This is a genomic window from Klebsiella sp. HMSC09D12 (assembly GCF_001808475.1).
Lineage (GTDB): Bacteria > Pseudomonadota > Gammaproteobacteria > Enterobacterales > Enterobacteriaceae > Klebsiella > Klebsiella oxytoca.
Map to the genome: position 1 here is coordinate 43,495 of NZ_KV793462.1, position 11,811 is coordinate 55,305.

Consider the following 11,811-nt stretch of genomic DNA (forward strand, 5'->3'; position numbering starts at 1 on the left):
TTGACTATGACCGTACGTATTCTGGCTGTATGTGGCAACGGGCAAGGAAGTTCCATGATCATGAAGATGAAGGTGGACCAGTTTTTGACCCAGTCAAATATCGATCACACGGTGAACAGCTGCGCGGTGGGGGAATATAAAAGCGAACTAAACGGCGCGGACATTATCATCGCCTCCACCCATATCGCCGGTGAGATTAGCGTCTCCGGCAATAAATACGTGGTTGGCGTACGCAACATGCTCTCGCCAGCGGATTTTGGCCCAAAACTGCTGGAAGTGATCAAAGCGCACTTTCCGCAGGATGTGAAGTAAGGACGCCAAATGAAATTACGTGATTCGCTGGTGGAGAATAACTCCATCCTTTTACAGGCTGATGCCAGCACCTGGCAGGAAGCCGTCAAGCTGAGCGTTGATTTGCTGGTGAAAGCCGATGTGGTAGAGCCGCGCTACTACCAGGCCATTCTGGATGGCGTAGCTCAGCACGGCCCTTATTTTGTGATAGCTCCCGGCCTGGCGATGCCGCACGGTCGCCCGGAAGAGGGGGTCAAGAAAACTGGCTTTGCGCTGGTCACGCTGAAAACGCCGCTGGTTTTCAATCATGAGGATAACGACCCGGTCGACATCCTGATCACCATGGCGGCCGTGGATGCCAATACCCATCAGGAAGTGGGCATTATGCAGATCGTCAATCTGTTTGAAGACGAAGCCAATTTTGACCGTTTACGCGCCTGCCGCACCGCGCAGCAAGTGCTGGATTTAATTGATAACGCCACGGCGGCGGCCGTTTAAAAGGAAGAGAAAATGTCATTACCTATGTTGCAGGTTGCGCTCGATAATCAATCCATGTCTTCCGCGTATGAAACGACGCGCCTGATAGCCGATGAAGTGGATATTATTGAAGTCGGTACCATCCTTTGCGTGGCTGAAGGCGTTCGTGCCGTTCGCGACCTGAAGGCGCTCTATCCCAACAAAATCGTGCTGGCGGACGCTAAAATCGCCGATGCCGGTAAAATCCTCTCCCGCATGTGCTTTGAAGCCAACGCTGACTGGGTAACCGTGATCTGCTGTGCGGACATCAACACCACCAAAGGCGCGCTGGACGTGGCGAAAGAGTTCAACGGCGACGTTCAGATTGAACTGACCGGCTACTGGACCTGGGAGCAGGCGCAGGAGTGGCGCGAAGCGGGTATCCAGCAGGTAGTCTATCACCGCAGCCGCGACGCCCAGGCGGCCGGGGTGGCATGGGGCGAGGCGGATATTAACGCTATCAAACGCCTGTCCGATATGGGCTTTAAAGTCACCGTCACCGGCGGCCTGGCGCTGGAGGATTTGCCGCTGTTCCAGGGAATTCCGATCCACGTCTTTATCGCCGGGCGCAGCATTCGCGACGCCGCTTCGCCGGTGGAAGCCGCCCGGCAGTTCAAACGTTCTATCGCCCAACTGTGGGGCTAAGGAGCGGCTATGCTGTCGAAACATATTCCGCTCGGCATCTATGAAAAAGCGCTCCCCGCCGGGGAGTGCTGGCTGGAACGCCTGCAGCTGGCTAAGGCGCTCGGTTTTGATTTCGTCGAAATGTCGGTCGATGAAACTGACGCCCGCCTGGCCCGACTCGACTGGAGCCGGGAGCAGCGCTTCGCGCTGGTTAACGCGATTGCCGAAACCGGGGTGCGCGTGCCCTCTATGTGCCTGAGCGCCCATCGGCGCTTCCCGCTCGGTAGCGAAGACGACGCGGTACGGGCGCAGGGGCTGGAGATTATGCGCAAAGCCATTCGGTTGGCGCAGGATGTAGGCATTCGCGTTATTCAGCTGGCGGGTTACGACGTTTACTACCAGGAGGCCAACAACGAGACGCGCCGTCGTTTCCGTGACGGGCTAAAAGAGAGCGTTGAAATGGCCAGCCGCGCGCAGGTAACGCTGGCGATGGAAATCATGGACTATCCGCTGATGAACTCGATCAACAAGGTGCTGGGCTATGCTCATTATCTGAATAATCCGTGGTTCCAGCTCTATCCGGACATCGGCAACCTTTCCGCCTGGGATAACGACGTGCAGATGGAGCTGCAGGCCGGGATGGGGCATATCGTGGCGGTGCATATAAAAGATACGAAACCCGGCGTATTTAAAAACGTGCCGTTCGGCGAAGGCGTCGTCGATTTTGAACGTTGTTTCGAAACGCTCAAGCAGACGGGCTACTGCGGCCCGTATCTAATTGAAATGTGGAGCGAAACGACCGACGATCCGGCCGCCGAGGTCGCGAAAGCACGCGATTGGGTGAAGGCGAGGATGGCCAGCGCCGGTCTGGTGGAGGCAGCATAATGCAAACGCTAAAACGGCAGGTATTTGAAGCCAATATGGATTTACCGCGCTACGGCCTGGTCACTTTTACCTGGGGTAACGTCAGCGCTATCGACCGCGAACGCGGGCTGGTGGCGATTAAGCCCAGCGGCGTCGCCTACGAGGCCATGAAAGCGGACGATATGGTGGTCGTGGATCTGGAGGGGAGAGTGGTAGACGGGCGGTATCGTCCCTCTTCCGATACCGCCACGCATCTGGCGCTGTATCGCCGCTACCCGAGTCTGGGGGGCGTGGTACATACTCATTCGACGCACGCAACGGCCTGGGCGCAGGCGGGTCTGGCCATTCCCGCGCTGGGAACGACCCATGCGGACTACTTCTTTGGCGATATCCCCTGCACCCGGGCGTTGAGCCCCCGGGAAGTGGAAGAGGCTTATGAGCTGAATACCGGCCACGTGATTATCGAAACGCTGGGCGACGTTGAGCCGCTGCATACGCCGGGCGTCGTGGTCTATCAGCACGGGCCTTTTGCCTGGGGCAAAGATGCGCACGATGCGGTGCACAACGCGGTGGTGATGGAAGAAGTGGCGCGGATGGCGTGGATTGCTCGCGGGATCAACCCGCAGCTGAAGCCCATCGATAGCTGGCTGATGGACAAACACTTCATGCGCAAGCACGGGCCAAACGCCTACTACGGGCAAAAGTGAAATACGTGCTCCGGAGCATTTCATCTTTATGATGAATCAACCGGTCTGCTCCGGAGCCTTTTTTATCGTTGTTGATAAGCCGACGGCATACAGCGCATACCTATCAGCGTCACGACGCAAATTATCGCGCCAGCATAAAATGTCGAGGCGGCGCCCAACATTTCCCACAGCACGCCTGCACCGGCGCTGGCCAGCAGTAGCGCGATTCCGCTCATCAGGTTGAACATTCCGAACGCAGTGCCGCGCAGTTCAGGCGGGGCGGTATGCGCCACCATTGCCGCCAGTAGACCCTGCGTCATGCCCATATGAATACCCCACAGCGCGACGCCGGCTAAAAGCGTGCTCCAGTGGCTACTCAGCGCCAGCACGATATCGGCGGCAATCAGCACCAGCAGGCCCCACTGCAGCATTTTGCTGTGGCTCATCCTGTCCGATAATTTCCCGAAAGGATAGGCAGTCAGGCTGTAGACCAGGTTCATGGCGACCATTACTAGCGGTATGGCGAATAGCGGGATCGCCATTTGCTGGGCGCGTAGCACCAGAAAGGCTTCGCTGAAGCGGGAGAGGGTGAAAATCGAGCCAATAGCCACCACCCACCAGTAAGCGGCGGAAAGCTTCTTGAGATTCTCGCGGCGCAGGGGATTGGTGCGTTTCTGGACGACCGATGTGTTGGGTTCTTTTAACCCAAAGCCCAACAGAGCGATTGAGAGGACGGCGGGAATCGCCGCGACCCAGAAAATCGACTGGAAATCGTTATCCCAGAGAAACATCAGCGCGACGGCAAGCAGCGGGCCCAGAAACGCGCCGATGGTGTCCAGCGCCTGGCGCAGCCCGTAGGCGGCCCCGCGAATTTCCGGGGGAGTGACGTCGGCAACCAGCGCATCCCGCGGCGCGCCGCGTATTCCTTTGCCGATGCGGTCGATCATTCGTGCGCTAAACACCATGCCGGAGGTAGGGGCGATAGCAAAAAGAGGCTTACTCAGCGCTCCCAGACCATAGCCGAGCAGCGCCAGCCCTTTACGTTTGCCGACATAATCGCTGATGACGCCGGAAAACACCTTCAGCATCAGCGCGGTGGCTTCCGCCACGCCTTCGATAATGCCGATAATAATCACGCTGGCTCCCAACGTGGTGGCCATAAATAAAGGGAGCAGGCTGTGGATCATTTCTGAGGAAACATCCATCAGCAAGCTAACGCCGCCCAGCACCCAAACCCCTTTTGGGATACGGCTGAGCGTGGCAAAACGCGGAACCATGAATCACTCCAGAGAATCATGTAGTTAAAGAGAGATTAAATCAGGTTACGCGCAGGCTGATAAGTCACGAGGAAAAATAATTCTCAATTGCATTAAGCAACGCTCTCTTCCGCGACGCGGCTGACGCCTTACAAACATCAGGTTCTGTGTTTTGTGTCGAATTGAGCAACGTCAGCGGGCCGGGCAGGAGCATCGCTGACTTCCTCTGTTATTGGATGAAGTCAGCGCTCCGGAGGCGTTAGCGGTAAATGACGGCGCTGGCGTGAATTTGCCCATCGCTTCCCGGTTCATGAATAAGGATTGGCTGGAAGTATTTCGCTCCCTGAACATCGCTCTGCTGGCTAAGCGCCTGGTCAGCTTCCTGCTCGGTGGCGATGTTATGGTTGATATAGATAACGCCGAGGCTCTGCACATCATCCATATTGCGGGCCTGGCGGGCATCGATTTTAATAGCAGCCAGCGCGTTGGCGCATAACAAAAGCGCTGCCATCATGGTTATGAGGATGTATTTCATCATCTACGCTCCTTATGACAGTCCTGACGTTCACCCGCTTCCCTGGGGTATGGATTGCTTCTGATCTAATTGTAATCGCTGCCTCTCTGGCGCATCGCGACCATTTCTGATGCAGTTGTTCAAAAAATTGTCGCTTCCGTTGTTGATTAATTTTAAATCACTGGCTTAGGGTCACTTTGCGCTTAGTGCGAATTATTTGCACAATTCACTTGTCTTAAACCCCGCTCGCCCGTATTATGACGCGTCAATTTTTCAGCCGCCCTTTAACACGTTCCTTGCCTCCATGGGCCGCGGCTGACCCAGACAGGAGGCTGAATAATCCGTAAGGAGCAATTCGATGCGTCATTACGAAATCGTTTTTATGGTCCATCCTGACCAGAGCGAACAGGTTCCGGGCATGATCGAACGTTACACTGGTGCAATCACTGCAGCAGAAGGTACGATCCACCGTCTGGAAGACTGGGGCCGCCGTCAGCTGGCTTATCCGATCAACAAACTGCACAAAGCTCACTACGTTCTGCTGAACGTTGAAGCGCCGCAGGAAGCGATCGATGAGCTGGAAACTAACTTCCGCTTCAACGACGCCGTTATCCGCAGCATGGTAATGCGTACTAAGCACGCTGTTACCGAAGCATCTCCGATGGTTAAAGCGAAAGACGAGCGCCGTGAGCGTCGCGAAGATTTCGCTAACGAAACCGCAGATGATTCTGAAGCTGGGGATTCTGAAGAGTAATCCTGATGACCAATCGTCTGGAGCTGTCCGGCATTGTTTGCAGGACTCCACTTCGTAAGGTCAGCCCGTCAGGAATTCCACACTGCCAGTTCGTGCTTGAGCATCGTTCAGTGCAGGAGGAAGCCGGTTTTCACCGGCAGGCGTGGTGCCAGATGCCCGTGATAATCAGCGGACACCAGAACCAGGCCATTACTCACAGTATAACGGTCGGTAGCGCAGTAATCGTTCGAGGGTTCATCTCTTGCCACAAGGCAAAGAACGGCTTGAGCAAAATGGTTCTGCATGCCGAGCAGATTGAATTGATAGATTCTGGAGACTAGCCATATGGCACGTTATTTCCGTCGTCGCAAGTTCTGCCGTTTCACCGCGGAAGGCGTTCAAGAGATCGACTATAAAGATATCGCTACGCTGAAAAACTACATCACCGAAAGCGGTAAGATTGTCCCGAGCCGTATCACCGGTACCCGTGCAAAATATCAGCGTCAGCTGGCTCGCGCTATCAAACGCGCTCGCTACCTGTCCCTGCTGCCGTACACTGATCGTCATCAGTAATCGGTCACGGTCCATTAATACGACTTTGAGAGGATAAGGTAATGCAAGTTATTCTGCTTGATAAAGTAGCAAACCTGGGTAGCCTGGGTGATCAGGTTAACGTTAAAGCGGGCTATGCTCGTAACTTCCTGGTACCACAGGGTAAAGCTGTTCCTGCTACCAAGAAAAACGTTGAATTCTTCGAAGCACGCCGTGCTGAACTGGAAGCCAAACTGGCAGAAGTTCTGAGCGCTGCTAACGCACGTGCTGAAGCAATCAACGCACTGGGCACCGTTACCATCGCGTCTAAATCTGGCGACGAAGGTAAACTGTTCGGTTCCATCGGTACTCGCGACATCGCTGACGCTGTAACTGCAGCTGGCGTTGCCGTTGCTAAGAGCGAAGTTCGTCTGCCGAACGGCGTTCTGCGCACCACCGGTGAGCACGAAGTGGACTTCCAGGTTCACAGCGAAGTCTTCGCTAAACTGGTTGTTAACGTTGTAGCTGAGTAATTTATTACTCAACTCACGTCGAGACGCCGGCCCTGTGCCGGCGTTTTGCTTTTCTGTATTTGCTTAATCTTTTCCTGGTATGGTGGCTATTCTTAGCAACTTTCTGGATAATAAAATAAAACACTATTTTATTTCTGGTAAAGTGAATGGACGCACCCTCAATATTTTCCCGCAAGAATGTGGCTTATGCCTGCGCAACCCTCTGCTGCCTGCTGTGGGGAAGCTCCTATCCGGCGATTAAAAGCGGCTATGAACTGTTTCAGATTGCCACTGATGATGTGCCGTCAAAAATCGTTTTTGCTGGCTATCGCTTCCTGTTTGCCGGAACCCTGCTGCTGCTCTTCGCGCTGGTGCAACGTAAGCCGATTGCCCGCTTAAATCCGCGTCAGTGCGGGCAGCTGGCGATACTGGGCGTTACGCAAACGTCTATCCAGTACGTTTTCTTCTACGTGGGCCTGGCGTTTACCACCGGCGTGAAGGGCTCGATTATGAACGCTACCGGAACCTTCTTCAGCGTCCTGTTGGCGCACTTCATCTATCAGAATGACAAGCTGAGCTATAACAAGGCCATCGGCTGCATTCTCGGTTTTGCCGGCGTCATGCTGGTGAACTTTAATCATTCATTGAGCGATTTTAGCTTTGTCTGGCAAGGAGATGGTTTTGTGGTGCTGGCGGCTTTTATTCTGTCGGCGGCGACGCTATATGGTAAACGCATTTCACAAACGGTTGACCCAACGGTGATGACCGGCTGGCAGCTGGCGTTTGGCGGTCTGGTGCTGGTTGGCGGCGGTTACCTGACCGGCGGAACCCTCGAGGTTCACAGCTCCGCAGCGGTGCTGGTTCTGGCTTATTTGACGCTGCTCTCCTCCATCGCTTTTGCTTTGTGGAGCGTGCTGCTGAAGCATAACCGCGTGAGCATGATTGCGCCGTTCAACTTTGTCATCCCGGTAGCCGGAACCGTGCTGTCGGCCATCTTCCTTGGCGAGAATATTTTTGAACCGAAATATGCGGTTGCGCTGGTGCTGGTGTGCGCCGGGATCTGGTGGGTAAATAAGCCGGGGGCAACATCCGGAAAATCTTCACAGCAGGCCGGGTAAGCTACCCGGCCGGAACGCTTAACGGACGCGAATAAAGCTACCGTTCGACTGGCGGGTAAACAGCACCTGCTGCCCGCCGCCGGTATCGATAGTCAGCCCGGTGACCACGCCGCTGGCATTCTGGCGGATCTGTACCGTCTGCCCGGTTTGCAGCGAGCTTAGCGGCTTACCGGCACCTTCAACCTGGGCCATGGCGTAAACGTCGGTCGGCGGCAGGTTGTGGTCGCGGAACAGCTGCGCGAGGGTTTTGCCGGATTCAATACGGTAGGTCCGCCACTGCTGCTCAATGCCGGGAGTCGACTGCGGCTCCTGATAAGGCTGGGAAGCGGTCTGCTGCTGCGGTTGATCCGGCTGCTCATCCTGAATGGGCTCCGGCGCGACCGGCGCCACCTGATCGGCATCGTTGACCGGCGGCGTGTTGGTGATGGGCGGCAGTGGGACGGCCTGATTACCTGAAGACTGCGGCTGCGACTGAGATTGCAGGTCGAGATTCGCCTCGCGGCTGGCCTGAACTGAACTGCCGTTATCCTCTGAAGGGAGCAGAACGCCGATAACCACCAGCAGCGCTCCGGCAATAATACCGCGGCGGTGCATCGGCGGTAGCGGATCCATGAGGCGAAAATGATCCGGGGCATGCCAGATCTTCTCCAGGGTAGATTTCAGTTCAAAGCGCCCGGGCATGGCTTTCCTCCTGCTCCGCATATTTTTATCCTGCTGTCTCTAGAGTATAGATGGCTAACTTTCTGAAGGACGAGACAAAGATATGTTTCGTGAGGTTAACCTTATCTCTCTATTGTTTCTGTTTCCGTCAGATTTGTCATCATCCTGCCGACAAAGTTTTACCCGTCGTGCTGTGGCTGATATGCTGCCCACCTCTTTATACCCGTCATACTTCAGGTTGCAGATGCGTTGGCTGCAGCTCGAATTATTTAGGGTATATGTTCCGGCTTTTCTGCTTATGCTGCGTGAAGCCGTGGAATATGAAATTCTCACCCAAAAAAGGAACAAAGATGGCAACCCCTACTTTTGACACGATTGAAGCACAGGCAAGTTACGGTATCGGCTTGCAGGTTGGACAACAGCTGAGCGAATCTGGCCTGCAGGGGCTGCTGCCGGAAGCGCTGGTCGCGGGTATTGCTGACGCGCTGGAAGGTAAACAGCCGCAGGTGCCGGTGGAAGCCGTTCACCGCGCGCTGCGTGAAATTCACGAACGCGCTGACGCCGTGCGTCGCGAACGTTTCCAGGAAATGGCCGCGGATGGCGAGAAATACCTGGAAGAAAACCGCGAGCGCGAAGGCGTGAACAGCACCGAATCTGGCCTGCAGTTCCGCGTACTGACTCAGGGTGAAGGCCCGATCCCGGCGCGTACTGACCGCGTTCGCGTTCACTACACCGGCAAACTGATCGATGGCACCGTCTTCGATAGCTCCGTTGCGCGCGGCGAACCGGCTGAGTTCCCGGTGACCGGCGTGATCGGTGGCTGGATTGAAGCGCTGACCCTGATGCCGGTAGGCTCTAAATGGGAACTGACGATTCCGCACAACCTGGCCTACGGCGAGCGCGGCACGGGCGCATCCATTCCTCCGTTCAGTACCCTGATTTTTGAAGTTGAACTGCTGGACATTATTTAAATAGCTGGTGCTTCCTCTTCCGTATGGGGGAGGGAGCCGCTTTAAATAGTGTAAAACCCTTAAGTTGAGCATTTGCTGGAGCTTTATATTGCATATCTGCTGAATGGGTGTATTTTTGTGAGCTGTTTCGCGTAACCGGAGTGATATAACACTCACTTTAAACATAAAATTAACATTATCTCTAAATCATAGTATTCATCCCTCCGATTCTTACCTAATATCGATAAACCCTCGTTCCGGGGTTAATACGAATGAAGGGCCAATAGAGCCCGAACAACACAGACAGGTACAACAGGAAAAATCACATGGTAGATCAGGTAAAAGTCGTTGCCGACGAACAGGCGCCGACTGAACAATCGCTGCGGCGAAATCTCACTAACCGGCATATTCAGCTTATCGCTATCGGTGGTGCGATAGGCACCGGGCTGTTTATGGGGTCAGGCAAAACCATCAGCCTTGCCGGGCCGTCAATTATTTTTGTTTATATGATCATCGGTTTCATGCTGTTTTTCGTCATGCGCGCCATGGGTGAATTACTGCTGTCGAATCTCGAATACAAGTCATTCAGCGATTTTGCCGCCGACCTGCTGGGCCCCTGGGCAGGTTATTTCACCGGCTGGACCTACTGGTTCTGCTGGGTGGTGACCGGGATGGCGGACGTGGTGGCGATCACCGCCTACGCGCAGTTCTGGTTCCCGGGACTCTCCGACTGGGTCGCCTCGCTGGCGGTCATCCTGCTGCTGCTGGGTCTTAACCTCGCCACCGTGAAGATGTTCGGTGAGATGGAGTTCTGGTTTGCGATGATCAAAATTGTCGCTATCGTGGCGCTGATCGTGGTCGGCCTGGTGATGGTGCTGATGCACTTCCAGTCACCGACCGGCGTGGAAGCCTCTTTCGCCCATCTGTGGAATGACGGCGGCTGGTTCCCGAAAGGCATCAGCGGATTCTTTGCCGGCTTCCAGATCGCCGTTTTCGCCTTCGTGGGCATCGAACTGGTGGGAACCACGGCGGCGGAAACGAAAGATCCTGAGAAATCCCTGCCGCGGGCGATTAACTCGATTCCCATTCGTATCATTATGTTCTACGTCTTTGCGCTGATCGTCATTATGTCGGTGACTCCGTGGAGCTCAGTCGTGCCGTCAAAGAGCCCGTTCGTCGAGCTGTTTGTGCTGGTCGGGCTGCCGGCGGCGGCGAGCCTGATCAACTTCGTGGTGCTGACCTCGGCGGCCTCTTCCGCTAACAGCGGCGTATTCTCTACCAGCCGTATGCTGTTTGGTCTGGCGCAGGACGGGCAGGCGCCGAAAATGTTCGCCAAGCTGTCGAAACGCGCGGTACCGGCGAAAGGCCTGACCTTCTCCTGTATGTGTCTGCTGGGCGGCGTGGTCATGCTGATGGTCAATCCAAGCGTCATTGCGGCGTTTACCATGATTACTACGGTGTCGGCGATCCTGTTTATGTTCGTCTGGACAATTATCCTGTGCTCGTATCTGGCCTATCGCAGGAAACGTCCGCAGCTGCATGAGCAGTCCAAATATAAGATGCCGCTGGGCAAACTGATGTGCTGGGTGTGCATGGCATTCTTCGTCTTTGTGCTGGTGCTGCTGACGCTGGAAGCCGATACCCGCGAAGCGCTGATGGTGACCCCGCTGTGGTTTGTACTGCTCGGCGCGGGCTGGCTTTTTGCCGGCAAGAAGCGTCTGGCGAAATAAAAAATCCTCGGGAGAGATGTTTAACGTTGCTTGCAACGGCCCGAAGGGGGCAGGGCGCCCGTCATAAAAAAGGCCACCCGGGGTGGCCAATAAGACTGACAATGTCGAGGGCGCCTTCGGGCGCCTTTTTTATTACTTGCTATTTACCTGCGAGGGCACGCGGGAACAGCACGTTATTTTCAAGGCTGATGTGCTCCATCAAGTCATCAATCAGCTCGTTGATACCGTTGTACATCGCTTTCCAGGTGGTGCAGGCTTCCGCCGGCGGCGTCACGTTCTGCGTGATGTGCTTAATCACCTCCAGCAGCTCGCCCGCTTCATCATGCTCGCTTTCCATCACGCTGATAGGACCGCCGGCCTGCGTTCCCATGCCCTGTTTGATCATCGGGAACAGAATCTGCTCCTCTTTCATCATATGGCTGGAAAGCTCCTGGTGCAGCATGGTCAGATACTTGGTTAAGCCTTTCGGAACGTTGGGCTTGTCGGCGTGAACGCGCTCGACTTTAGTGGCCTGTAAAATCAGCTCCGGCAGCTGCTCGCGATGCCTGTCGTGATAGCGAACGATAATGTGATCGATAATTTCCGCATAGGGCGCAACCCGCCAGTCGCGCTCTACCGGCTCTTCCGCCAGTTTTGCCAGCTCGGCTTCAATCACCGCGACGTCCAGCTCTTTGCGAGATGCCGCGCGTTCCAGCGTCTGTTTGCCGCCGCAGCAGTAGTCCATATCGTACTTACGGAACAGCGCGGAGGCGCGCGGAATCGTCAGCGCCAGCTCGCCTAAAGGTTGGTCACGGAAAGCCATAGCAGTTACCTCGTCATCAAGAAT

Annotated in this window: 16 protein-coding genes; 12 read left to right on the top strand and 4 right to left on the bottom strand. The window is 55.3% G+C overall.

Features of this window, described 5'->3' with window-relative positions; all coding sequences use genetic code 11:
* Nucleotides 1–6: 6 nt before the first annotated feature.
* Genes ulaB through HMPREF3178_RS10055 form a run of 5 tightly spaced genes read left to right on the top strand, consistent with a single transcriptional unit; the run spans nt 7 to nt 3,002 of the window.
* Nucleotides 7–312, top strand: a complete 306-nt coding sequence (ulaB, locus tag HMPREF3178_RS10035; RefSeq protein ID WP_004109091.1) for a PTS ascorbate transporter subunit IIB — start codon at nt 7–9, stop codon at nt 310–312.
* A gap of 9 nt (nt 313–321) precedes the next feature.
* Nucleotides 322–789, top strand: a complete 468-nt coding sequence (ulaC, locus tag HMPREF3178_RS10040; protein WP_004109090.1) for a PTS ascorbate transporter subunit IIA — start codon at nt 322–324, stop codon at nt 787–789.
* A gap of 12 nt (nt 790–801) precedes the next feature.
* Nucleotides 802–1,452: a 3-keto-L-gulonate-6-phosphate decarboxylase UlaD gene (gene ulaD / locus HMPREF3178_RS10045; RefSeq protein ID WP_004109088.1), complete on the top strand. Its 651-nt coding sequence runs from the start codon at nt 802–804 to the stop codon at nt 1,450–1,452.
* 9 nt (nt 1,453–1,461) lie between these two features.
* Nucleotides 1,462–2,316, top strand: a complete 855-nt coding sequence (locus HMPREF3178_RS10050; protein WP_070585149.1) for an L-ribulose-5-phosphate 3-epimerase — start codon at nt 1,462–1,464, stop codon at nt 2,314–2,316.
* Nucleotides 2,316–3,002, top strand: coding sequence for an L-ribulose-5-phosphate 4-epimerase (locus HMPREF3178_RS10055; RefSeq protein WP_017145080.1), 687 nt, complete (start codon nt 2,316–2,318; stop codon nt 3,000–3,002). Before HMPREF3178_RS10050 ends, HMPREF3178_RS10055 begins: the two co-directional genes overlap by 1 nt.
* 62 nt (nt 3,003–3,064) lie before the next feature.
* Here HMPREF3178_RS10055 and HMPREF3178_RS10060 read toward each other — a convergent pair whose 3' ends face one another.
* Nucleotides 3,065–4,258, bottom strand: coding sequence for an MFS transporter (locus tag HMPREF3178_RS10060; RefSeq protein ID WP_004109072.1), 1,194 nt, complete (start codon nt 4,256–4,258; stop codon nt 3,065–3,067).
* 238 nt (nt 4,259–4,496) lie between these two features.
* On the bottom strand, nt 4,497–4,772 hold the full coding sequence (locus HMPREF3178_RS10065) for a YdgH/BhsA/McbA family protein (protein WP_004109070.1): 276 nt from the start codon (nt 4,770–4,772) through the stop codon (nt 4,497–4,499).
* 337 nt (nt 4,773–5,109) lie between these two features.
* Between HMPREF3178_RS10065 and rpsF the strand changes: the two genes are divergently transcribed.
* The 5 genes from rpsF (at nt 5,110) to HMPREF3178_RS10090 (ending at nt 7,645) form a co-directional block, all read left to right on the top strand.
* Nucleotides 5,110–5,505, top strand: coding sequence for a 30S ribosomal protein S6 (rpsF, locus tag HMPREF3178_RS10070; protein WP_004098001.1), 396 nt, complete (start codon nt 5,110–5,112; stop codon nt 5,503–5,505).
* 5 nt (nt 5,506–5,510) lie between these two features.
* Nucleotides 5,511–5,825, top strand: coding sequence for a primosomal replication protein N (gene priB, locus HMPREF3178_RS10075; protein ID WP_004098002.1), 315 nt, complete (start codon nt 5,511–5,513; stop codon nt 5,823–5,825).
* 4 nt (nt 5,826–5,829) lie between these two features.
* Nucleotides 5,830–6,057 (top strand): 30S ribosomal protein S18, encoded by a 228-nt coding sequence (gene rpsR, locus HMPREF3178_RS10080; protein WP_000135199.1) that lies wholly within the window; start codon nt 5,830–5,832, stop codon nt 6,055–6,057.
* 41 nt (nt 6,058–6,098) lie between these two features.
* Entirely contained in the window at nt 6,099–6,548 is a 450-nt protein-coding gene (gene rplI / locus HMPREF3178_RS10085) for a 50S ribosomal protein L9 (RefSeq protein WP_004109068.1), read from the top strand.
* A gap of 146 nt (nt 6,549–6,694) precedes the next feature.
* A complete protein-coding gene (locus tag HMPREF3178_RS10090; RefSeq protein WP_004109067.1) occupies nt 6,695–7,645 on the top strand; it encodes a DMT family transporter in 951 nt (316 codons plus the stop codon).
* Nucleotides 7,646–7,663: 18 nt separating this feature from the next.
* On the opposite strand, the gene HMPREF3178_RS10095 is transcribed toward HMPREF3178_RS10090, so the two are convergent.
* On the bottom strand, nt 7,664–8,326 hold the full coding sequence (locus HMPREF3178_RS10095) for a LysM-like peptidoglycan-binding domain-containing protein (RefSeq protein ID WP_004117442.1): 663 nt from the start codon (nt 8,324–8,326) through the stop codon (nt 7,664–7,666).
* 329 nt (nt 8,327–8,655) lie between these two features.
* Between HMPREF3178_RS10095 and fklB the strand changes: the two genes are divergently transcribed.
* Together fklB and cycA are read left to right on the top strand one after the other, a co-directional pair.
* Nucleotides 8,656–9,276 carry an FKBP-type peptidyl-prolyl cis-trans isomerase gene (gene fklB / locus HMPREF3178_RS10105; RefSeq protein ID WP_017145079.1) on the top strand — a complete coding sequence of 207 codons (621 nt, stop codon included), beginning with the start codon at nt 8,656–8,658 and terminating at the stop codon, nt 9,274–9,276.
* Nucleotides 9,277–9,581: 305 nt separating this feature from the next.
* Entirely contained in the window at nt 9,582–10,985 is a 1,404-nt protein-coding gene (cycA, locus tag HMPREF3178_RS10110) for a D-serine/D-alanine/glycine transporter (RefSeq protein WP_004109063.1), read from the top strand.
* Between the two features lie 139 nt (nt 10,986–11,124).
* Here cycA and ytfE read toward each other — a convergent pair whose 3' ends face one another.
* On the bottom strand, nt 11,125–11,787 hold the full coding sequence (ytfE, locus tag HMPREF3178_RS10115; RefSeq protein ID WP_017145078.1) for an iron-sulfur cluster repair protein YtfE: 663 nt from the start codon (nt 11,785–11,787) through the stop codon (nt 11,125–11,127).
* Nucleotides 11,788–11,811: the final 24 nt, after the last annotated feature.